The organism is Streptomyces sp. NRRL F-6492, assembly GCF_001280125.1.
GTDB lineage: Bacteria > Actinomycetota > Actinomycetes > Streptomycetales > Streptomycetaceae > Streptomyces.
Window position 1 is genome coordinate 32,176 of record NZ_LGEG01000116.1, and the last position, 21,958, is coordinate 54,133.

Here is a 21,958-nt window from a genome sequence, read left to right on the forward strand (position 1 = left end):
TTCAGCCTCCGGGACGGACGATCAGCGTGCGCGGGGCACGGGTGATGAGCCCCGCGGGAGTGGGCCGGAAGCCGTCGGCGAGGCGCAGCCGGGGCATCTCCGCGAAGAGGGCCCGCAGGGCGTACTCGGCCTCGATGCCGGCCAGGAGGACGGCCGGGCAGAAGCCGGGACCGTAGGTGAGCTGGCCCGGGTCGTCGCGGAGCGGGTCGAAGCGGTCGGGCTCCCGGAAGCGCTCCGGGTCCCGTCCGGCCGAGCCGACGAGCAGCGCGACGGACGCGCCCGCCGGAATGAGGCCGCCGCTCACCGGGACCTCGGCGGCGGTGCGGCGCACCGCGATCTGCACGGGCGGGTCGCGGCGCAGCGACTCGGTCCAGGCGCGGGCCACGAGCGCGGCGGGCGCGTCGCGGAGGGCGGCGACCTGGTCGGGGTCGGACAGGACGTTGCCGAGGAAGGAGGCGAGCGCCTTCTCCCGTACGGCGATCTGGGTGCCGCACTCCCCGGCGAGGGCCCCGGCCGCCCGGCCCCGTACGAGGCGCATCATGTCCCGGTAGGGGACGCCGACGGCGGCGGCGACGATTCCGGCGGGCAGCCAGTGGCAGAAGTCGGCGACCAGGTCGGCCTGCGGGCGCTCGGCGATCCGGCGGGCCAGGACGTACGCGGTGCGTTCCGTGACGGCCCGCAGCGCGGCCGTGTCGACGTCGACGTGGGCGCGGACGCACGGCGGGTCGCCGGGCCGGTGCCCGTGGGTGAAGCGGCCGTCGGTGAGGGCCGTGGCCACGTCCGCGTACCGGCTGAGGACCCAGGCCCGCAGCAGCGGGTCGTAGGTCAGCGGGAACTCCTCGCGGAGCCTGCGGTGGATGCCGTGCGGGTCCTGCGAGGCGCCGGGGTCGAGGGGGCTCGGCGCGACGGTCCGCCCGCCGGTGCCGCCGGACCCGCCGGTGGCCGGGGCGGGCGCGGTGCGCACCCGGCCGGGGAGGGGCCCGGCACCCCGGCCGGTCCGTGCGGGGGAGGTGGCGCGGCCCGGATCCGGCTCCGCGGGGGCGGCGGCCGAGGGGGTGGCCGGGTTCATGGCCGGCAGCCGGGTCCAGGCCCCGCCGGGCCCTTCCGGCCGGTCGTCGCGGACGCCCCGGTCTACCGGCCGGCCGTCGCGGACACTCCGGTCTGCCGGCCGGTCGTCGCGGACACTCCGGTCTGCCGGTCGGTCGTCGCGGACACTCCGGTCTGCCGGTCGGTCGTCGCGGTCTTCCGGCCGGTCGTCGCGTATGCCTCGGGTCGGTTCGGCGGTCATCACGCCCCCTGCGGTCGGCGGTGGGTGCCGCGGCCGGAGAACGTGGCCCGCGTCCGCTCCAGCCCACCATCCGGGGCTCCTCACCGCCCACCATGCACCGCCGAACGGGTGAACCTTCCGGGGTCTCGACCGGGGCGGGGAAAGGGAGCGGAGTGCTCAGGCGTGGGAGAGGCGGAACGCCATCTGGCCGAAGCCGACCACGTCCCCGGGACGCACCACCACCGCGCCGGTGACCCGGCGCCCGTTGACGGTGGTGCCGTTCGTCGAGCCGAGGTCGCGCAGCACCCACATCCCGCCCTGGAGCGAGAGCTCGGCGTGCAGCCGGGAGGCGGTCTCGTGGCTGAGCCGCAGTCCGTTGACCGGATCGCGGCCTATCCGCAGCGGGTGCGGGCCGGGGTGCGGAAGCAGCAGCTTCGGCAGCCGCTCCGCGTGCCAGGCGCGTCCGAGCCTCGCCGTGAACGCGGACATCCGCTCCACCGCGCCCACCACGCGCCGGGTCCAGGTCCCCTCGCTCCTCAGATCGGCGACGAGCAGGTCGAGTTCGTCCGGCCGGCGGGCCTGGAGCGCGCGCTCCATCCGGAAGACGAAGGTGTCGTGCGAGAGGCGGCCCTGGGCGGCGCCCTCACGGAGCAGCACCAGCGCGCGGTCCCGCTCGGCGTCGGTCAGCCGAGGGGAGTTCGCCGGAAGCTCGAAAGGGGTCGTCACACCCGAGATTGTCGGCCCGACGGGCCCGAAGTGTCCAGAAGGGCCCCCGGAACCGGGGCCGGGGCTCCACGAAGGCCACCACCGGGCCCGGCCGGCCCGGGACCCCGGCCGGCCCCGGCGACCCGGCGACCCGGCGAAAACTCCGTACCCCCCTTCCAAGATCACTGCTACGGTCGGCCGGCCGCACCACCGAACTCCCCAGGGGGACAACACACGTGACCGTCATACGCCCGCTCGCCGGACCGGAGGAGCTGGACCTCTTCCTGCGCCTCTCGTACTCGCTCGACCACGAACTGGCCGACGACCTCGCCACCGGCCGCCGTCTCCCGGAGTGGCTGTGGGTGGCCCTGGACGGCGACCGGCTCCTCGGCCGGATCGCCTGGTGGACCCACGAGGCGGGTGCCGGACCTCAGGCGCTCGACTTCTTCGACCTGGATCCGGAACTGTCCGAGGAGGACCGCGCCGACGTCGGGCTGCGGCTCCTGGAGACGGCGACGGCGGCGGTCGTCCCGGCGGGCGCCCCACGCCCCGAGTACGGGCGGTTCATCCCCGGCGACTGGCGCGAGGACCCGGAGGTCCGGTCGTACCTGGAGTCGCTCTTCGCCGTCCTGGAGCGCTCGGGCGCCCGCCCCCTCGTGGAGCGGCTGCGCCTGGAGTGGCGGCCCGGCGCCCCCGTGCCGGAGCCGACGGGGCGTCTGGAGTTCCGTCCGGTGCGGGACCGCGAGGACCTGGTCTCCCTGATGGTCCCGGTGCTCGACGGCACCCTCGACGCGCACGGGCGGGCCGACCTGGCGTCCGGGCTCCCGGCGCGGGAGGTGGCGGAGCGGCACTACGACGAGGAGTTCGCGCACTACTCCTCGCCCCGTGAGTGGTGGCGGGTGGCGGTGCTGCCGGGGACCGGCGAGCCGGTCGGCTTCGTCGTGCCCGCCCGGAACAACTACCACCACACGATCGCGTACATCGGTGTGCTGCCCGCCCACCGGGGGCACGGATACGTCGACGACGTCCTGGCGGAGGGGACCCGGATCCTGGCCGCCGCCGGCGTGCCCCGGATCCGGGCGGCCACGGACCTGGGGAACGTGCCGATGGCGGCCGCGTTCGCCCGTACGGGCTACGACACGTTCGAGCGCGCGATCAACCACGTGTGGGACGCGCCGGGCACGTCGGGGTCCTGACTGCCAGGATGGTCGCGGTGGCCGGCCGTGCCCACGGCACGGCCGACCGGTTCCGACGACGAGGGGATTCCCGTGCTCTTCGAGGTGTGGGCGCCGAACGCCCGTGACCGGGTGACGCTGGAGCTGAACGGCACCGGCCACCCCCTGGAGAGGGACGCCGAGCGGGACGGCTGGTGGACGGGCGTGGTGCCCGCCGGGGACGGCGACCGGTACGGCTTCGCCGTGGACGACGGCCCCGTGCTGCCCGACCCCTGCTCCCGGCGGCTGCCCGACGGGCCCGACGGGCGGAGCGCGGTCGTCGACCAGTCCGCGTACGCCTGGCGGAACGCGTCCCCGAAGCTGCGGCTGCGCGGCGCCGTCCTCTACGAGCTGCACGTCGGCACCTTCACCCCCGAGGGCACGCTCGACGCGGCGGCCGAACGCCTCGGGGAACTCGCGGGCCTCGGCGTCACCCATGTGGAGCTGATGCCGCTGTGCCCGTTCCCCGGGACCTGGGGCTGGGGGTACGACGGGGTGGCGCCGTGGGCGGTGCACGAGCCGTACGGCGGCCCCGAGGCGCTGAAGCGGTTCGTGGACACGGCCCACGGGCTCGGGACGGGCGTGGTCCTCGACGTGGTCCACAACCACCTGGGCCCCTCCGGCAACCACCTGCCCGCCTTCGGGCCGTACTTCACGGACACCCACCACACGCCGTGGGGCTCGGCGGTGAACCTGGACGCGGCCGGTTCGGACGAGGTGCGGGCGTACTTCCTGGGGAGCGCGCTGGCCTGGCTGCGGGACTACCGGATCGACGGGCTGCGGCTGGACGCGGTGCACGCGCTCGCGGACACCCGGGCGCTGACGTTCCTGGAGGAGCTGTCAGCGGCCGTGGACGAGCTGGCGCGGGAGCAGGGCCGCCAGCACTTCCTGATCGCCGAGTCCGACCTGGGCGACCCGCGCACGACGACCCCGCGCGCGCTGGGCGGCGTCGGGCTCCACGCCCAGTGGAACGACGACTTCCACCACGCCCTGCACACCGCCCTGACCGGCGAGGCCCAGGGCTACTACGCCGACTTCGCGCGGGCCCCGATGGCGGCGCTCGCCAAGACGCTCACGCACGTCTTCTTCCACGACGGCACGTACTCCGGCTTCCGGGGCCGCCACCACGGGCGGCCGGTGGACCGGGAGCGGACCCCCGCCCACCGCTTCCTCGGGTACGCGCAGACGCACGACCAGATCGGCAACCGGGCCCTCGGGGACCGCCTGTCGGCCTCGGCCTCCCCCGGGCTGCTCGCCTGCGCGGCGGCCCTGGTCCTGACCGGGCCCTCGGTGCCGATGCTGTTCATGGGCGAGGAGTGGGGGGCGCGGACGCCCTGGCAGTACTTCACCGACCACACCGATCCGGAGCTCGCGGAGGCCGTGCGGCGGGGCAGGCGGCGGGAGTTCGCCGAGCACGGCTGGGACGAGGACGAGGTGCCCGACCCGCAGGACCGGGCCACCCGGGACCGCTCGGTCCTGGACCGGACCGAGCGCGAGGAGGACCCGCACAAGCGGCTGCTCGCCTGGCACCGGGAGCTGATCGCGCTGCGCCGCACCCTGCCGGACCTGACGGATCCGGACCTGGGGGGCGTGAAGGTCGCGTACGACGAGGAGGACCGCTGGCTGGTCTTCCGGCGCGGGGACCTGCGGGTGGCGGTGAACCTGGGCAAGGAGCCGGCGGTGATCCCGCTCGGCTCCAACGGCCGGGACCGGGTCCTGGCGTCCTGGGAGCCGGTCGACCCGCCGGCCGCGGACGGGGTCCTGCGGGTGCCCGGCGAGTCGGCGGTGGTCCTGGCGGACGGCTGACGGGTCCCGGACGGGTCCTACTCGACGATCGCCATCTCGTGCGGGGTGTGGTTGAAGCGGCGCGCCCCGCCGTCCTCCGTGGCCGTGACGATGTCCTCGATGCGGACGCCGAAGCGGCCCGGCAGGTAGACCCCGGGCTCGATGGAGAAGCACATGCCGGGCACGACCGGCAGCTCCTCGCCCTCGATCATGTACGGGGGCTCGTGGGTGGTGACGCCGATGCCGTGGCCGGTGCGGTGGATGAAGTACTCGCCGTAGCCGGCGTCCGTGATGACCTTGCGGGCCGCCCGGTCGACGTCCTGGCAGGCCGCCCCGGGCCGCACGGCCTCGAAACCGGCCTGCTGGGCCTCCCGTACGAGGTCGTGGACGCGCCGCTCCTCGTCCGTGGGCTCCCCGACGTGGACGGTGCGGGTGGTGTCGGAGCCGTAGCCGTGCTTGAGGCCGCCGAAGTCGAGGACGACCATGTCGCCGCGCCCGATGACCCGGTCACCGGCCTCGTGGTGCGGGTTGGCGCCGTTGGGTCCCGAGCCGACGACCGTGAAGTCGACCTGGGAGTGGCCGAAACGCAGCAGCAGCGCGGCGAGGTCGGCGGCGACGTCGGTCTCCTTCCGGCCCGCGAAGCGGACCCCGAGGATCTCGCCGTACGCCCGGTCGGCGGCGGCCCCGGCGGCCGCGATCCGGGCCAGTTCGTGGGCGTCCTTGACGCCCCGGAGCATCGGCAGGGCCTCGGTGAGCGAGACGTACGAGGTGCCCGGCAGGGTCTGCTGGAGGCCGAGGAGGTGCATGGCCCAGGCGTTGTCGCTGATGCCGAAGCGCCCACCGGCGCCGAGGAGCGGCGCGGTGACGGCGTACGGGTCCTTGCCGTCGGTCCAGTCGCGCAGGGTGAGCGCGGCGGCCCCGGCGGACCGCTCGGCGTCGGGGGCCTCCAGGGTGGGGACGACGAGGACCGGTTCCCGTCCGGCGGCGAGGACGAGGACGGTGAGGCGCTCGGTGATCGCGGTGGGCCGGTAGCCGGTGAGGTAGACCAGGTCGGGGCCGGGGGCGACGAGCAGGCCCGCGAGCCCGGCGTCGGCGGCGGACTCGGCGGCGCGGGTCATCCGGGCCCGGTAGTCGTCGGCGGTGAAGGGCACCGGCTCTTCGGTGGCGGAGGCGGGGGCGCCGTCGGGGGTGCTCGGCATGGGGGGCTCCTTCTCGGACCGCTGCGTCCCGGACGTACAGCATCCTGCCGGGCGGGGGGTCGGGCCGCGACCGCTCAGCGGCGGTCGGGCCCCTGGGCGATGAGCCGTTCCAGGAGCTCCTGGAAGTCGTCGCCGACGACGATCCGCAGGTCGCCGCGCTCCTCGTCGTGCTCGCTGAGCTGGGTGAGGGTGCCGGCGCGCCACCAGAAGACGTACGGGCTGATGGCGCCCGGGGTGTCCTCGTAGCCGGTGGCGGCGAAGGAGGCCATCGCGCCGAGCGCGGGGATGATGGAGGTGTCCCGGATGGGGTGGAAGGCGAGCTGGTGCCGGAAGGGCAGGGCGACGAGGGCGCCGTGCTCGCCGAGCGGGAGGCCGGTGACGCGGCGGACGACCCCGTCGAGGTCGAGGACGCGGCTCGCGGTGTAGAAGGAGTCCCCGAGGACGACCTCGAAGCACATGCCGTCGGCGTCGCGGACGGTCTCGTGCCCCTCGACGGGAAGCCCGCGCAGGTTGCGCAGGGCCCGGTCGCGCAGCTGCGCGTGGCTCCCGAGCCGGGCGAGGGCGTCGTCGGTGAGCATCATGACGCTCTCGGGCAGGTCCAGGGCGAGGATCTCGTACAGGCCGGGGGCGACGCTCCTGGCGTACGCGAACGAACCGGCGTCGAGGCCGTCGCCGCTGACGACCCGGGGGTAGAGCTGGGAGCGGATCTGCTCGGGCGGCAGGGTGTCGAGCGCGGAGGGGCCGTCCATGGCCCGGACGACGAGCTCGATGTGCCGGCTGATCAGGCCGGGCCAGACGCGGGGGCCGCGCCGGTCCTGGTGGCAGACGGCGGCGAGGTTGGTGAGGCCGAAGCGGCGGCCCCGGTCGTCGACGACGTGGTCCGCGTAGACGGTGACCTCCAGACCGAGTTCGGCGAAGGTCTCCCGGACCCGGCCGCGGAAGAGCGCGGCCTCGTTCCGGGAGAAGTACGTGAACCCGGGGTCCCTCGGTGCGTCGTCGCCGTCCCGCCTGGGTCCCCGCCGCAGCCAGCCCACGCCCGCCCGCCTTCCGTCGCCGTTGGGCCCAGGGTAGCGACTGCGGATGTCGGCGCTCTTGCGGTCGCGTCAACTCGGCCACGGTCCGGGCGGGTTCGCCGCGCCGCGGCTCAGGAGCCGTCGGGGGCGGTGAGGAGGGCGCGGGCGTAGTGGGCGAGGGAGCGGTTGTAGCGGGGCAGCAGGGGCGCGAGGGCGCCCAGGGCGAGGGAGGCGGCCTCGCGGTCGCGGCCGGTGTCGGCCAGGGCGAGGGCGAGGAAGGCGTCGACGGCGCCGGAGAGGGCCCGCTCGTCGGCGTCGAGCCGGTCGGCGGGGACGTCCCGCTCGGCGGTGAGGAGTTCGACGGCGAGGTCGGGGCGGCCGAGGTTGCGCAGGCTGCTGGCGAGCTGGACCACGGCGCGGCGGCGGCGCAGTCCGGTGAGGCCGAGGCCGAGGGCGCGCCGGTAGTACGCGACGGCCTCCTCCGGCAGGCCGGTGGAGTCGTGGGCGGCGCCCCGCTCGAAGAGGGCGGCGGGGTCGTCGGCGGGCCGCTCGGCGGCCAGTTCGGCCACGCGGGCGCGGAAGTCGGCGGGCTCGTGGGCGTCGACGCGCTCCCAGAGCGCGGCGATCCTGAGCTCCCAGTCCTGGTCGTCGGTCATGGCGGCACCCTAGAGGACGCGGGTGCTCCGGACGAGGGCGGCCCGGAGCACGCGAAGGTCGCGGCCACCCCGGCTTCGGTACGGACGGCGAGCCGGTCGCGCCGGTACGGGGACGCGGACCCCGTACACGGCCCGGCCCGCTCCCCGGCCTGCTTTCCCGGCCGGCTCCCCGGTCCTCGGAGCTCAGACGGGCGGCATCAGGTCGCTCTCGCTGACGGTGTAGCCCAGCGGGGGGTAACCGAAGTCCGCCTCGGCGTTCTCACGGCGGCGCAGCCGGTAGAACTCGCTCCTCTGCTCGTCGTCGGCCGGCACGAGGCGGTCGCCCCGCGGGAGGTACGGGTGGCCGTCGCGGAACCGGACGAGGGTCTTCGACGTCCGGAACGTCACGCCCAGCCACGGGTTGTCCGCCGCCCGGTCGGGCGCGTCCCACACGATCCTGTGCCTGAGGCGGCGATTCGTGTCGACGGAGAACGCGACGACACCGTGGTGGGCGAGGGGGATCTCGAACTTCTCGCCGCCGGGCTCCTTCGTTTCGAAGATCAGCTTCCGCGACGGGCCCGCTCCGGGATCCCGGTAGCAGGAGAAGACGGCGATGAACGACCCGTCGGCCAGGTCGAGGGCCTGGTCGGAATGGGCGCCCATGGTCCTGTAGGCGTTCGTGTAGCTCTCGACGAGGGCGTTGTTGAAGCCGGCCGGAAGCGCCGCACGTTCTTGGACCCGCCGCGCCAGCCGCTCGTGCACCGCCCGGAAACGCTGCGCCGGGCTGCCGTAGCGCGTGGTGGTGCGTACGAGGGGCACGGCGCCCGCCTCGTCCACCTCGGCGATCACGGCGCCCCGCCGGCCCTTTCCCACGTCCTCCAGACGCGTCGACGCGGACAGCTCCGCGAAGAGGTCCCCCTCGACCGGCAGGGCGTAGGAGAGGATCCCGTCCGCGATGCTAGGCGCGGGGGGCAAGGTAGTCCCCCGTGTTCATGCTGAAGAGGAACGCGTCGCCGTAGTCGATGAAGGACGAGGTCCTGTTCTCCTCGGCGTACAGCCTGCGCAGCTCGTCCATGCCGTCCTCCGTGGGCGGCTCCATCCTCACCGGGCCTCCGGCCTTCTTGAGGAACGTGTGGCCGTCCTTGTGGACGGCTTCGGCGCTCGAACAGCGCACCACGTATCCCAGGCGGGTCGGGAGCGACTCGGCGTCCAGCGCCGAGGGCCGGATCTCGTGGGTGTAGAGGCGGTTGGTGGACAGCGGCATGAAGAACACGGAGCCGGGATGGAGCGTGATGCCGAACTGCTTCGGGAGCGCGGCCCCGTCGTGTCCCCCGGTCGGCTCCTTGAGGCGGAAGTGGAGCCTGGTCAGCCCGCTGACGCCCTTCAGTCCGCGGTCGAAGGCGTCTTCGGCCAGGGGCTCCAGCCCGTCGAGCCCGTCGTAGAAGGTGCAGAAGGCCATGACGCCGTTGGCGGGCATGTCCTTGGTCTTGTCGGCGTGGGACGAGATCCTGGCCTTGGACTGCTTGCGCCCGTCCGTGGCGAGGGTGTTGTGGTAGATCTGGGCGAGGACGTGGTTGAGCGGCGCCTGGTCCCGGAAGACGGTGGCGGCCTCGCGGTTCAGCGCCTCGACGATGTCCGTGTCGGTCGGGCGGAAGTCCTCGGTCGGCCCCGAGAAGTTCGTGGAGCACCGGAGCAGACGGAAGTGCAGTGCGTCGCCGTCGCGCGTGACGGGCGTCAGGTAGATGCCGCTGCGGTGGGCCGTGCCGGGCTTGGTGGACTCCGTCAGGGACTGGAACGCGTGCTCCGTACGGATCTTTCCGAAGTGGTCGGCGTCGAGCGCGAAGAAGCGGCGGTAGTACACGCCGACGCCGTGGACGCGGAGGGGGACCCGGCCGAGGCCGACGGGGGTCCAGGGCGCGTCGACGCCCTCGCGGTGACCGTGCGACAGCTCCCGTACGACGAACACCCGGGCGGCCGCGCGCAGATGGCGGTCGCTGATCCCGGACGTGTCGCCGCACAGGTAGACGGTCTTCCCCGCGAGGTCGGGCGCACCGGAGACGAGGTCCTCGGGTGTGATCGTGGCCCCGAAGAACTCCCCGGCCACGGCGTCGTCCCGCAACGCCGAAGGCGCGACCAGGACGTTGTCCGCGTCCTCGATGCGTGCTTCCGCCGGCTCTGTCGTGTGCATCGGACGGTACCTGCCGTTCGCGGACGTCGATGGATCGCTCGAAACCGTGGACATGGCGACGGCCCGCACTCTCCCGTTCGCGCGGCGAAGCGTGAGCGAGAGGAGACGGACCGTTGGTCCCGATGCTCTCACGGGGGCTCGACGGCGGGCAACGGGCTTCCTCCGGCGTGGGCGCTCCGCTTCGCGGGCCCCGCCGGGTTTCGGCTCCTGCGCGGAGGGAGCCGTCCCCGGCGGCACCGGGGACGGCTCGGCCGTGTCAGGAACGCCTGCGCCGGGCGAGCACGAGCAGGCCGGCTCCGACGGCCAGGACGCCCGCGGCGATGCCCAGCGGCGGCAACGGGTCGGACCCGCCGGTCTGCGCCAGCCGTTCGCTCCCGCCGTGGGCCGTGAGGCCGGAGCCGTCGTCACCGGCCGCGCCGGCCTCCGCGCCCGCGCCGTCGGCCGCGTCCGTACCGGCCGAGGGGCCCGCGCCGGTGTCACCGGACGGTTCGCCGGCACCCGCGTCCGGGCCCTCCCGCCCCGGCGCCGACGAGTCGCCGCCACCCGTGACGGCTCCCGCGGCGGCTCCGAAGCCGTACGCGCCCCGGTCCGGTGCGCCGCCCCCGCGGGTCGCCCCGGTGAGGTCGGTGGTCACGGCCGGGAACGGGGTGGCGGAGCCGATGGCGGGTGAGCCCTTCGTGAGCCGGAAGTCCGCGTTCGGGCTCTTGCCGGGGGCGGTGAACTCCGGGTCGGCGACGATGTCGTGCGGGCCCCTGACCTCGGGTGCCCTGCCGCCGAAGTAGACGTTGTAGTCGTACGTGACGTCCACGTTGCGGGACTTGCTGTTGGTGGACTGGCCCGGGCGGCCGTAGGCGATGTTGTTGAGGAGCCGCACGTCGGTGCTGTCGTGGGCGAAGATGTTGGCGTAGGGCTTTGTGATGCGCGTGCTGCGGCCGTTGAGGTAGGCCGTGTTGTGGACGATGTCGACGTGCCGGCTCTTGTAGGCGTGGATGCCCGAACCGCCGTTGTCGTAACTGATGTTGTTGGCGACCAGGACGCGTCCGTCGTAGGCCGGCCTCCCGCGCCCGGGGTCGCCCTTCGTCGTGTCGACGATGATGCCGTTGCCGTCGGAATAGCAGCGGCAGCCCTCCCACTTGACCTTGGTCTCGTTGTCGTGGACGCGGTTGCCGGTGATGCGGATCCCGTACGTCCGGGGGTCGCCGCCGCCGGTGCCGCGGGGGGTGAGGACGGAGATGCCGCTGGTGCCGTAGACGGTGAACCAGGCGTTGGAGTGGACGTGGTTGCCGGTGATGTCGACGTGGTCGGCCTCGATCGCGGAGATCCCGCCGCCCGCGCAGTCGTGCACCAGGTTGCCGCTGATGGTGACGTGGTGGGGGAACGCGCCGGACTCCCGGTTCTTCTCCACCGATATGCAGTTGGTGTTGTACGTGGGGTCGGTCTTGCTCGACGAGCGTTCGGCGTCGGCCAGGGACAGGGCGGCGTTGTTGCCCTTGACCTCCAGGTTCTCGATGACGATGTGGGACGCGCCGTAGACGCTGATGCCGTTCCAGGCCGTCTTCGGGTTCAGGACCGGCCGGTGGCCGGGATACGCCGTGAAGGTGATGGGAGCTCCCGGACGCCCCGAGCGTTTGACGGTCAGCACGTTGGAGCCCTTGCGGGGCTCGGTGTACGTGCCGTTCATGACGGCGACGACGTCGCCGGGGGCGACGAGGTCCGCGGCCTTCTGGAGGGTGCGGAAGGGCGATCCGGCCGACGTGCCGGGGTTGGAGTCGCTGCCGCCGGGGCTCACGAAGTAGGTGGGGTCGAGGGTCTTCGCGGGCAGGGACGTGCGCAGAACGCGCGCGGCGACGGGGGACGGGGCGGGGGTGCGGCTCTCCGCGGGGGCGGCCGGCTCGGGTCCGCGCGGGGTCGCGCTCCGGGGCGCGGTGGAGGCGGGAGTCTCCGTCATCGCCATCGTCATCGCCGACGGACTCGTCCGGGAGGCCGTACTCCGCGCGTCGGCGGACGGCTCCGCCCCCGACGGGACCATGACGAGGCCCGCCACGACGAGCGCGGCCACCCCGGTGGCGAGGGTCGCGCCCGTCGCCTTGGCGGGGAGTCCGCCGAGCACACCGTGGTCGCCGCGCGGGCGGCCGGTCGCGCGGCGGCCGTGGCCGCGGGGCGCCGGCCGGTGGGCGGTGTGCCGGACGGTTGCGGCCGGACGGGGCCGGCCCCCGGCGACGGCGGCCTCGAACGGGGAGTGGCCCCCGGCATCGGTGACACCGGCCTCGAACGGGGAGTGGCCCCCGGCACCGGTGACACCGGCCTCGAACGGGCCGTCCGCGCCCGGACCCGGCCCGGCGACGGCGTCCGCCGGACTTCCCGCCTCACCGAGCACCGGCTGCTCCGCCGGTCCGGCCCACCCCGTCGCCCCGGCCGCTCCGGGGTCTCCCGTGCGGCCCGGTACGAGCAGGGGCAGGCCCGCGAGCAGCCGCTCGGGCGGGACCAGTCGGCCGACGGGACGACCGCACGGCTCGCAGGAGCGGAGGTGCCGGGCGATCCGCTTGCGCAGCAGGGGGCTGGGAGTCGGGTCGTCCGGGCCGGCGAGTTCGGTCAGCTCCGGGCAGCGCGGGGTTTGGGACAGCGCCCGGACGACGGTCCGCGCCACGTCCAGCTGGGTCTTCATCCGCTGGACCTGGACCGCCAGGTGGGTCACCGGAAGGTTCATGGCCGCCGCGATGTCCTTCCGGGACAGCCGTCCGCACGCCTCCAGCCACCACAGTGACAGCAGGTCGCGGTGGGACGGGTCGAGCCACGCGGTGGCCGCGGCGACCTGCCGCTGCTCGACGGAGAGCGACTGCCGCAGCAGGAAGAGGGTCGCGAAGTCGGGCTCCGGCGCGTGCCGTTCGTCGGCGTGCTCCAGTGTCGTCAGCCGGCCGGACCGCGCCCGGCGCCGGGCGTCGGTGAGCTGGCGGACCGCGATGGCCACCAGCCACGAGCGGAACTTCGCCGCGTCCCGCAGGTCCGGCAGTGCGCGGATCACCGCGACCATGGTGTCCTGCACGATGTCGTCGACATCGAGGTCGGTCTCCGCCGCCCGTCCGACCACGTTGTAGACCAGCGGCAGGGCGCCCGCGGTGAGCCGTTCGACGGCCCCGGCGTCCCCGTCGCGGGCTGCCTCCACCGTGCGGCGGTCCGGAAACGCGTCGGTCCTGTCGGACCCGTTGTGTCGCATGCGATACATCCTCGGACAAGAGCAGGTGCGACTGCTCTGGTGGGCGGTTGTCGCAGCAGGAGACGAGCGGGCGCCCCGGGCATAACACTTTCCGCCCCCGGGAGGCCCGCTCCTCGGGAGGCCCGCCCCTCGGGTGGGGTCAGTCCTGGAGCTCGTCCCCGACGACGAGGTGGGCGCGGTCCCGCCCCCGGGCGATCAGGCGGGCGTTGGGCTCGTCGGAGGTGCGGACCCAGTGTTCGGCGCGGGCCCGGTCCTTGCCGAAGCGGACGTGGCGCTCGATCAGGCGGGGGACGCGGTGGCGGTCGGGCAGGTCGAGGTACCAGGCCTCGTCCAGGAGGGGCAGGACGCCGGCCCAGGCGCCCTCGTCGTGCAGGAGGTAGTTGCCCTCGGTGACGACGAGCGGGACGGCGGGGTCCACGGGGACCGCTCCCGCGACCGGCTCCTCCAGGGAGCGGTCGAAGGCGGGGGCGTAGACGGTGGTGCCGGGCTCGGGGGCGCGGAGCCGGGTGAGGAGCGCGGTGTACCCGGCGGCGTCGAAGGTGTCCGGGGCGCCCTTCCGGTCCGCCCTGCCCAGGCGCTCCAGCTCGGCCCGCGCGAGGTGGAAGCCGTCCATGGGGACGAGGACGGCGAGCCCGTCGAGGCGGTCGACGAGCCGGGCGGCGAGCGTGGACTTCCCGGCGCCGGGCGGCCCCGCGAGGCCCAGGATCCGGCGCTCCCCCGTCTCCGCGAGGGCCCTCGCGCGGGCCGCGAGGCCCTCGAATTGTTGCGTGTCCATGTCGGGCATTCTTCACGGTGGGCGTGCCGGTTGACGCGGGTAGACCGATACGTACTACTTTTGGTTCCATGCCGTCCATCGCACTCGTCACCCTCGTCGTCCGTGACTACGACGAGGCCATCGCCTTCTACACCGACGCCCTCGGGTTCGACCTCGTCGAGGACACCGACCGGGGCGGCGGCAGCCGCTGGGTCGTCGTCCGGCCGCGCGGCGCGGCCGGGGTCGGGGTCGGCGGCCTCGGGAACGCGGGGCTGCTCCTCGCCCGCGCCAAGAACGAGGCCGAGCGGGCCTCGGTCGGCAACCAGACCGGCGGCCGGGTCGGCTTCTTCCTCCACACCGAGGACTTCGCCCGCGACCACGCCCGGATGACGGCGGCGGGCGTGACGTTCCTGGAGGAGCCGCGTCACGAGCCGTACGGCTCCGTCGCCGTCTTCGAGGACCTGTACGGCAACCGCTGGGACCTCCTCCAGCCGGCGGACGCGCCCGACCCCGTACCGAGCCCCGCCTAGGGACCGCGTCTCCGACGGCTCCACTCGTCACCCCGGAACCGGCGTACGAACGCACGTGACGCCGGAACGCGTTGATCGTCTACCCTGACCGCCGTCGGAGCCAGGGGGGCTCCACGGGGCCCGGGCGACCGGGGAAGACGAGGGGGCCGGGGATGGGAACGACGGATGTGCGGGCGGGAAGCGTGCGGGGGCCGGTCGCCCGACCCGGCCGGGCCCGGCGGCCCGGCTGCCTGGCGGTCGTGGTCGTGGCCGTGCTCGCGCTGGTCGGCGGCCTCGTCTCCGGCATCCTGATGATCACCGGGCACATGCCCGGCGACTCGATGGACACCGTCTGGGAGACGCCGGCCGACCCGGCGGCCGTCGAGCACGGCAACGGCAGCTGGCCGGTCGGCGACGTCCTGGTGCGCAGTCGCTTCGACGCGGTCACCGGCTACGGCCTGCGGACCGGGAAGCGGCACTGGGAGTACGTGCCGCCGGGCCGGTCCGAGATCTGCTCCACGTCCGCCCCCGACGACTCGGTGCTGCTCCTGGTCCACGGGGAGAACGTCACCGCCACCCGGTCCGAGGGCTGCGCCGACGTCACCGCGCTCGACCTGAGGACCGGAAAGGAGCTGTGGAGCGGCTCCCGCAAGGCCTCCGCCAAGGCCTCCGCCGGCGGTCCCGTGAGCGGCGCGGTGGCCGCGGGCGGCGGACTCGCCGTCGTCCTCGACACGTGGACGGACGAGAACGGCGAGGCGGTCGCCGACGGCCGGAGGGCGATCCGCGCCGTCGACCTGCGGACCGGCGAGCGCCGTTGGACGGCCACCGTTCCGGAGGACTGCCTGCCGTTCGACGTCGGGGCCGCGAAGCGCAGGGTCGTCGCGGTCCTCGGCTGCGGGAAGGGGGGCCGTACGGAGCTGACGGCCGCCGTCCTCGACCCGGCGACCGGCGCGCTGCTCCACAACGAGCCGCTGGACGCGCGCCGCCCGGTCGCCCCGTCCTCGGTCCGGACGGCGCTCCTGTCCGTCGACCCGCTGGTGGTGTCCGTGCGTCCCGCGTATTACGGCGGGACCGGCGTCGACGCCTTCTTCGCCTTCGGCGCGGACGGTCGGCGCACGTCCCGGATCGAGAGCTCCGGCGAGCACGGGAAGATCGTCGCCGACAAGCCCTCCAAGGTCGCCGTCGACGGCGAACGGCTCTACGCGGTGGCCGAGTTCCGCAAGTCCTCCACCAGCTCCCGGGTCGTCGCCGTCGACCTCGCGACCGGACGCCTCGCCTGGCAGGCGGACTCCGGCCGGGGTGACACCGTGGCGCTCTCCGTCCACGACGGCAAGGTCACCTTCCTGCAGCAGGACCGGGGCAGTTTCACCGAAAGGCTGTACGTCCTGGACGGTGCCACCGGCGAGGAGCTGGACGACCGCACCTTCTCCGTCGACGTCGACCACGAGGCCGGCTGGCTGGGCGGCCTCTTCGACCGCGACGGCCTGCTGATCGTGTCCCGCTACGACACCAAAGGGCCGGGCCGGCCGTTCGTCGTGTACGAACGCTGGTGATTCGCAGGCGCGTACGAGGATGTGATGATGTCGGCCATGGCTATCGATTCAGTGGTCGTGCGTCAGCGTGTCGAGGATCTGGACGCGGCTGTGCCGTTCTACGAGGAGTTGACCGGAAGCACCGCGTCGCGATTCGGCTTCGCCGGGGTCGACCTGGCGAGCGTCGGGCCGTTCCTCCTGTTCGCCGGGCCCGATGAGGCGGTGCGGCGCGTCGCGGGCGTGGCGGCGACCCTCGCCGTCGCCGACCTGGACGCCGCCGTCGAAGGGGCGGAGGCGGAAGGAGCCGAAGTCGTGATGCCCGTTCAGCCCACCCCGAACGGCCGTCGCGCGGTGCTGCGGCACCCCCACGGCGGCGTCTACGAGTACGTCGGCCCGTGACCGCGTGACGCGGCCGTAGCCCTTCCCCCCCCGGCACGTCCGGGCCCGGTGCCCCCGACGACCGGCGGCGGAACTCGACCGCTCCCGTGGTCCCGGCCACGGGACCGGGGCCCGGCCCGCGTAAAACCGCTGTCGCACGGCGCGTTCGGGTCCCTACACTCACATCCCGGCGCGCCGTTCGGTGACGCCGTCAGACGTCCGTCCGAGGGGAGAAGACCGTGCGCAGCCACACCGCCGTCGCCGTGTCCTCCTCCCGTGCCCGGTACGACGTGATCCTCGCCTCCTCGGCCGAGCGGTGGCGGCTGCGCGCCCGCCATCGCCGCCCGTGACGACCCCGTACGCCTCCCGAACCCGATAGGCGTCCGTCGTCCGGGAATCGCGCTGCCCGTTCCACCACCGCAGCAGCGAAAGGCACGAGACCGTGCGCACCCCCGAGATCACCGCCGTCCGCAACCTCGGCATCCTGGCCCACGTCGACGCCGGGAAGACCACCGTCACCGAGCGGGTCCTGTACCTGACCGGCGCCGTCCACAAGCGGGGCGAGGTCCACGACGGCACCACCGTCACCGACTTCGACCCGCAGGAGCGCGACCGGGGCATCACGATCTTCGCGGCGGCCGTCAGCTGTGACTGGGCCGGCCACCGGATCAACCTGATCGACACGCCCGGCCACGTCGACTTCTCCGACGAGGTCGAGCGCTCGCTGCGCGTCCTCGACGGCGCCGTCGCCGTCTTCGACGCCGTCGCGGGCGTCGAGCCGCAGAGCGAGACGGTGTGGCGGCAGGCCGACCGGCACGGCGTCCCGCGCCTGGCCTTCGTCAACAAGCTGGACCGGGCGGGCGCGGACCTCGACGCCGCCGTGGAGTCCATCCGCGACCGGCTCGGCACGGTCCCGCTCCCCGTGCAGCTCCCCGTGGGGCGCGAGGACGGCTTCACCGGCGTCGTGGACCTGCTCCGGATGCGGGCGTACGTGTGGGCCGACGGCGCCGACACGTACGCCGAGCTGCCCGTCCCCGACGACCTCCTCGACGAGGCCCGGCACCGTCGGCGCCGCCTGGAGGAGGCCGTGGCGGAGCTGCACCCGGGCGCCTTCGAGGAGTTCCTCGCCCGCGAGGAGCTGGCCGAGGGGGCGCTGCGGGGTGCGCTGCGCGACCTCACCCTCGCCGGGGAGGCCGTGGTCGTGCTGTGCGGCTCGGCCTACCGCAACCGGGGGATCGAGCCCCTGCTGGACGCCGTCGTCGCGTACCTCCCGGCCCCGTCGGACATGCCGCCCGTGCGCGGCGAGGTCCCGGCGGACCCGGAGGCGCCGTTCACCGCGCTCGCCTTCAAGGTGAACGCCACGGCCACCGGCCGCATGACGTACGTCCGCGTCTACGCGGGCACGATCGGGAAGGGGGACACCGTGCTGGACACCGTCGGCGGACGCACCGAGCGGATCGCCCGCATCCTGCGCGTGCAGGCGGACCGGGCGACGGAGGTCGGTTCGGCGCGCGCCGGTGACATCGTCGCCGTCGTCGGGCCGAAGTCCGTCCGCGCCGGGGCCACGCTGTGCGACCCGGCCGCGCCGGTGGTCCTCGAACCGCCGACGACCGCAGAGCCGGTGGTCTCGGTGGCCGTCGAGGCACGCCGCGCCACGGACACCGGACGCCTGGCGACGGCCCTCGCCCGCCTGTCGGAGGAGGACCCCTCGCTCGTCGTGCGGTCCGACCCGGAGACGGGCCAGACCGTCCTGTCCGGCCTGGGCGAACTGCACCTGGAGGTCGCGGTGGAGAAGCTGCGCCGCGACCGGGGCCTGGAGGTCGCGGTCGGGCGCCCGCAGGTGGCGTACCGGGAGACGGTGGCGAAGGGCGTCACCGGCCTGCTGTACCGCCACGTCAAACAGGACGGCGGCGCGGGCCAGTTCGCCCACGTCGTCCTCGACGTCGAACCCCTGGAGGGGGACGAGGAGTTCGCGTTCCGCTCCACCGTCACGGGCGGTCGCGTGCCGCAGGAGTACGTCCGCGCGGTCGAGGCCGGCTGCCGGGACGCCCTCCTGGAGGGTCCCCTCGGCGGCCATCCGGTGACGGGCGTCCGGGTCACGCTGACGGACGGCGCCACGCATCCGAAGGACTCCTCGGAGATGGCGTTCCGCACGGCGGGCCGCTTCGCGCTGCGCGAGGCGCTCCGCGCGAGCGCGATGACCCTCCTGGAGCCGGTGGCCGACGTGACCGTCACCGTCCCCGCCGAGTCCGTCGGCGCCGTCCTCGGCGACCTCGCGGCCCGCCGGGGCCGGGTCACCGACCAGACGACCCGGGGCGGTACGGCGGTGGTGGCGGCGACGGTGCCGCTGGCCGAACTGTTCGGCTACGCGTCCCGCCTGCGGGGCCGCACCCAGGGCCGGGGCACCTTCACCACCCGCCCGGCCGGGTACGAGCCGGCCCGGGGCTGAGGTCGAGCTCGGCCCGTACGGTCTTCCCGACCGGTACGCGGTCGAGCACGGCCCACCGCGCGGCCAGCGCCTCCACGAGGAGCAGGCCGCGCCCGCCCTCGTCGAGGGGCCCCGGCGCGGCGGGTACCGGGCGCCGCTCGTCCCGGGTGTCGGAGACGTCGATCCGGAGCAGCAGCCCGGGCGTGTACGAGAGCGTCAGCTCGCAGTCGCGCCCGGGCACCCTGCCGTGCGTGACGGCGTTGGCCGCGAGTTCGGAGACGAGCAGCGCGGCCGTCTCGGAGGTCTCGGAGTCGTACGGCACGTCCCAGCGGTGGAGCTGGAGCACGGCGAGCCGGCGGGCGAGCCGGGCACCGCGCGGGGTGGAGCTGAAGCGCTGCGCGAACACACGTACGGTGACGGGCCCTTCGCGGGTCACGGGGGAGGTCATGGGGCCAATGTGGCGTCGTGCGGGGCGGGTTGCCAGCTCAGAAACCCGTACGCTGCGACAGCGTACGGGTTCACACTCTGGACCGTACCGATCACCATCCGTGACGATGGAGCCGTTCAGACGAGCGCACGGGTGCGGGAGGTGGCCGGAGTGACGGACGCGGTGCCGGACGAGGGACAGAGCGGGAGCGAACCGGAGGCGACGGACAGCCTGAAGGCCTTCGGGGAGGTGGTCAAGGCCTTCCGCAAGCGGGCCAGGCTGACGCAGGAGGCCTTCGCGCCGCGCGTCGGGTACTCCGTGCCGACGGTGGCCTCCATCGAGCAGGGCCGGCGCTTCCCGTCCGACGACTTCGTGGAGCAGTCGGAGCAGGTGCTCGACGCGTTCGGGGTGATCCGGGGCACGGCGAAACACCTGACGCGCAAGCCGGGCCTCGCGAAGTGGTTCCGCCAGTGGGCGAAGCTGGAACTCAAGGCGGTGACGCTCTACACGTACGAGAACCGGCTGGTGCCGGGGCTGCTCCAGACGCCCGCGTACGCGAAGACACTCTTCGAAAGGCAGCTCCCCGCGCTGGGCGACGACGAGATCGAGGCAAAGCTCGCCGCTCGCGTCGAACGGAAGAAGCTGCTCACCGACCGCCCCCACACCATCTACAGCTTCATCGTCGAGGAGCACGTACTCCGCCGTCAGACGGGCGGCCCGGAGGCCATGCAGGAGCAGATCGGCCACATCCTCGACATCTGCGCCCGGCGCAACATTGACATCCAGATCATGCCGCAGACGCGCGGACACCACGCGGGCCTCGACGGGCCCATGCGGCTCCTGGAGACCCCGGAGAATAAGTGGTACGCCTACTGCGAGGGCCAGGAAAGCGGCCAGCTCATCTCGGACACCAAAGTGGTCAGCATCCTCCAGAAGCGGTATGCCAGGATGCGGGCACAGGCTCTCTCCGCAGAGGACTCCGTGAGCCTGTTGCAGGAGATCCGAGGAGCACTATGAGCACCACTGACCTGGCCTGGTTCAAGAGCAGCTACAGCAGCGGCAGCGGCGATGACTGCGTAGAAGTCGCCCTGTCCTGGCACAAGTCCAGCTACAGCGGCGGCAGCGGTGACGACTGCGTCGAGGTCGCCTCCTGCCCCTCCACCGTCCACGTCCGCGACTCCAAGAACGTCACGGGTCCGCAGCTCGCCCTCTCCCCCGCCGCCTGGACCGCGTTCCTGACCCGGCTGAGCTGAAGGGCGTCACCATGAGCACGAACCCGGCCGACTACCTCTCCGGCCTCTTCTCGCTCGACGGGCGCACCGCCCTCGTCACGGGAGGCAGTTCCGGTATCGGCCGGGCCGTCGCCGGGGCGCTGGCCCGCGCCGGGGCGAAGGTCGTGGTGCTCGCCCGCAAGGAGGCCGAACTCGTCGCGACCGTGGACGAGCTGACGGCCGAGGGCTGCCGGGCGGCCTGGGTGAGCGCGGACCTGAGCACCCGGGAGGGGATCAGGACCGGGGCCGAGGAGGCGGCGGCCGTGTTCGGCGAGCCGGACATCCTGGTGAACTCGGCCGGCGTCAACCTGCGGCCCCCGCTGGGCGAGCTGGGCGAGGACGTCTGGGACACGACGATGACCGTGAACCTGGAGGCGCCCTTCCTGCTCGGTCAGCGGTTCGGGCCGGGGATGGCCGAGCGCGGCTTCGGGCGGATCATCCACGTGACCTCGCAGCAGGCGCACCGCGCGTTCGTGCAGAGCGGGGCGTACGGGGTGTCCAAGGGCGGTCTGGAGTCGCTGGCCCGTTCGCAGGCGGAGGCGTGGTCCCCGTACGGGGTCACGGCCAACACGCTGGTGCCCGGTTTCGTGATGACCCCGCTCAACGAGCGGCTCTCGTCCGACCCCGAGAAGGTCGCCGCGCTCGCCGCCCGCACGATGACCGGGCGCAACGGGCTCGCGGAGGACTTCGCGGGCGCGGCCGTCTTCCTGGCGAGCGCCGCCTCCGCGTACGTCACGGGCCACTCCCTCTTCGTGGACGGCGGCCTGTCCGTCCACTGACACCGCTCCCCCGGATCCGTCACCGTACGGAACAAGCCACAGGACACGGGCCGTCGCAACGGGCTGATGGTTTTCGGTCATTGTTCGCCGAACCGCTGGCATCACGCGCTGTGACCACTTGAATGGCTTCACTTGTGTGCGGAGAACAATCGGGGGAGCACATGGATCCACTGACGGCCATCGCGGCCGCGGGCGTCGCGCTCGTGGTCAAGGGCGCCCTGGAGGCCACCGGGCAGGAGGCCGGACGCAGCGGCTGGACCGGCGGGGCCCGGCTCGTCGCCCGTATCAGGGAGCGGTTCCGCGGGGACGCGGACGCCGAGACCGCGCTGGAGCGCGTGGCCGACGCGCCGGACGACGAGAACCGGCAGCAGGACCTGGAGCGGATGCTCGCGGCGCACATGCTGCGGGACCGGCAGTTCGAGAGCGACGTCCGGCAGCTGGTCGACGAGGCCGTCGCGGCCGGTGGCCGCGGGGGTCCGCAGGTCAGCGCGGCCCTGATCAAGAACGCCCAGGTCTTCAACGAGAAGGTCGAGATCAAGGGCGACTGGAACGTCTCGTAACGGCGCCCCTTCGCGTCGATGACCCCTTCCCCTCCGGGCGGGGTCCGTTCGTGACCCGTCCCCCGCCCCTTTGCCGCCTTGTACGGAGGAGGGCCGCCGT

At 74.0% G+C, this 21,958-nt stretch carries 20 protein-coding genes; 10 read left to right on the forward strand and 10 right to left on the reverse strand.

What is annotated here, in order from left to right; genetic code table 11:
* Position 1 precedes the first annotated feature (1 nt).
* Positions 2-1,069, reverse strand: a complete 1,068-nt coding sequence (locus tag ADL08_RS11260; RefSeq protein ID WP_078968109.1) for a cytochrome P450 — start codon at positions 1,067-1,069, stop codon at positions 2-4.
* Positions 1,070-1,444: 375 nt separating this feature from the next.
* A complete protein-coding gene (locus ADL08_RS11265; protein WP_053641953.1) occupies positions 1,445-1,993 on the reverse strand; it encodes a DUF1707 and FHA domain-containing protein in 549 nt (182 codons plus the stop codon).
* A gap of 215 nt (positions 1,994-2,208) precedes the next feature.
* Here ADL08_RS11265 and ADL08_RS11270 point away from each other — a divergent pair, with 215 nt between their 5' ends.
* Together ADL08_RS11270 and treZ are read left to right on the forward strand one after the other, a co-directional pair.
* Entirely contained in the window at positions 2,209-3,168 is a 960-nt protein-coding gene (locus tag ADL08_RS11270) for a GNAT family N-acetyltransferase (RefSeq protein ID WP_053641954.1), read from the forward strand.
* A gap of 72 nt (positions 3,169-3,240) precedes the next feature.
* Positions 3,241-4,992, forward strand: a complete 1,752-nt coding sequence (treZ, locus tag ADL08_RS11275; RefSeq protein WP_053642026.1) for a malto-oligosyltrehalose trehalohydrolase — start codon at positions 3,241-3,243, stop codon at positions 4,990-4,992.
* Between the two features lie 17 nt (positions 4,993-5,009).
* Here the strand turns inward: treZ and ADL08_RS11280 are convergent, their stop codons facing one another.
* The 7 genes from ADL08_RS11280 to ADL08_RS11310 all read right to left on the reverse strand — a co-directional run bounded on the left by ADL08_RS11280 (position 5,010) and on the right by ADL08_RS11310 (position 14,004).
* Positions 5,010-6,170: an aminopeptidase P family protein gene (locus ADL08_RS11280; protein WP_053641955.1), complete on the reverse strand. Its 1,161-nt coding sequence runs from the start codon at positions 6,168-6,170 to the stop codon at positions 5,010-5,012.
* 74 nt (positions 6,171-6,244) lie between these two features.
* Complete coding sequence (locus ADL08_RS11285; protein ID WP_053641956.1) at positions 6,245-7,204, reverse strand: hypothetical protein; 960 nt, start codon at positions 7,202-7,204, stop codon at positions 6,245-6,247.
* A gap of 110 nt (positions 7,205-7,314) precedes the next feature.
* The gene (locus tag ADL08_RS11290) at positions 7,315-7,839 is read right to left on the reverse strand and encodes a tetratricopeptide repeat protein (RefSeq protein WP_053641957.1); all 525 of its coding nucleotides are present in this window, start codon (positions 7,837-7,839) and stop codon (positions 7,315-7,317) included.
* A gap of 183 nt (positions 7,840-8,022) precedes the next feature.
* Positions 8,023-8,793, reverse strand: a complete 771-nt coding sequence (locus ADL08_RS11295) for a hypothetical protein (protein ID WP_053641958.1) — start codon at positions 8,791-8,793, stop codon at positions 8,023-8,025.
* Positions 8,777-10,006, reverse strand: coding sequence for a hypothetical protein (locus ADL08_RS11300; protein WP_053641959.1), 1,230 nt, complete (start codon positions 10,004-10,006; stop codon positions 8,777-8,779). Before ADL08_RS11300 ends, ADL08_RS11295 begins: the two co-directional genes overlap by 17 nt.
* A 256-nt stretch (positions 10,007-10,262) precedes the next feature.
* Positions 10,263-13,220, reverse strand: a complete 2,958-nt coding sequence (locus tag ADL08_RS11305; protein WP_053641960.1) for a sigma-70 family RNA polymerase sigma factor — start codon at positions 13,218-13,220, stop codon at positions 10,263-10,265.
* Positions 13,221-13,359: 139 nt separating this feature from the next.
* Complete coding sequence (locus ADL08_RS11310; protein ID WP_053641961.1) at positions 13,360-14,004, reverse strand: nucleoside/nucleotide kinase family protein; 645 nt, start codon at positions 14,002-14,004, stop codon at positions 13,360-13,362.
* 59 nt (positions 14,005-14,063) lie between these two features.
* Between ADL08_RS11310 and ADL08_RS11315 the strand changes: the two genes are divergently transcribed.
* The 4 genes from ADL08_RS11315 (at position 14,064) to fusA (ending at position 18,842) form a co-directional block, all read left to right on the forward strand.
* Positions 14,064-14,504 (forward strand): VOC family protein, encoded by a 441-nt coding sequence (locus tag ADL08_RS11315; RefSeq protein ID WP_053641962.1) that lies wholly within the window; start codon positions 14,064-14,066, stop codon positions 14,502-14,504.
* Positions 14,505-14,656: 152 nt separating this feature from the next.
* Complete coding sequence (locus ADL08_RS11320; RefSeq protein ID WP_078968107.1) at positions 14,657-16,036, forward strand: PQQ-binding-like beta-propeller repeat protein; 1,380 nt, start codon at positions 14,657-14,659, stop codon at positions 16,034-16,036.
* A 36-nt stretch (positions 16,037-16,072) separates the two neighbouring features.
* Positions 16,073-16,414: a VOC family protein gene (locus ADL08_RS11325; RefSeq protein ID WP_053642027.1), complete on the forward strand. Its 342-nt coding sequence runs from the start codon at positions 16,073-16,075 to the stop codon at positions 16,412-16,414.
* A gap of 421 nt (positions 16,415-16,835) precedes the next feature.
* Positions 16,836-18,842, forward strand: coding sequence for an elongation factor G (fusA, locus tag ADL08_RS11330; protein WP_053641964.1), 2,007 nt, complete (start codon positions 16,836-16,838; stop codon positions 18,840-18,842).
* On the opposite strand, the gene ADL08_RS11335 is transcribed toward fusA, so the two are convergent.
* Entirely contained in the window at positions 18,802-19,269 is a 468-nt protein-coding gene (locus ADL08_RS11335) for an ATP-binding protein (RefSeq protein WP_053641965.1), read from the reverse strand. The genes fusA and ADL08_RS11335 overlap by 41 nt on opposite strands.
* A gap of 150 nt (positions 19,270-19,419) precedes the next feature.
* Here ADL08_RS11335 and ADL08_RS11340 point away from each other — a divergent pair, with 150 nt between their 5' ends.
* From ADL08_RS11340 to ADL08_RS11355, 4 genes are all read left to right on the forward strand, one after another.
* Positions 19,420-20,265, forward strand: a complete 846-nt coding sequence (locus ADL08_RS11340) for a helix-turn-helix domain-containing protein (RefSeq protein WP_078968114.1) — start codon at positions 19,420-19,422, stop codon at positions 20,263-20,265.
* Positions 20,262-20,501, forward strand: a complete 240-nt coding sequence (locus ADL08_RS11345; RefSeq protein ID WP_053641967.1) for a DUF397 domain-containing protein — start codon at positions 20,262-20,264, stop codon at positions 20,499-20,501. Before ADL08_RS11340 ends, ADL08_RS11345 begins: the two co-directional genes overlap by 4 nt.
* Positions 20,502-20,512: 11 nt before the next feature.
* On the forward strand, positions 20,513-21,298 hold the full coding sequence (locus ADL08_RS11350) for an SDR family NAD(P)-dependent oxidoreductase (RefSeq protein WP_053641968.1): 786 nt from the start codon (positions 20,513-20,515) through the stop codon (positions 21,296-21,298).
* 161 nt (positions 21,299-21,459) lie between these two features.
* Positions 21,460-21,858: a hypothetical protein gene (locus ADL08_RS11355; protein WP_053641969.1), complete on the forward strand. Its 399-nt coding sequence runs from the start codon at positions 21,460-21,462 to the stop codon at positions 21,856-21,858.
* Positions 21,859-21,958: the final 100 nt, after the last annotated feature.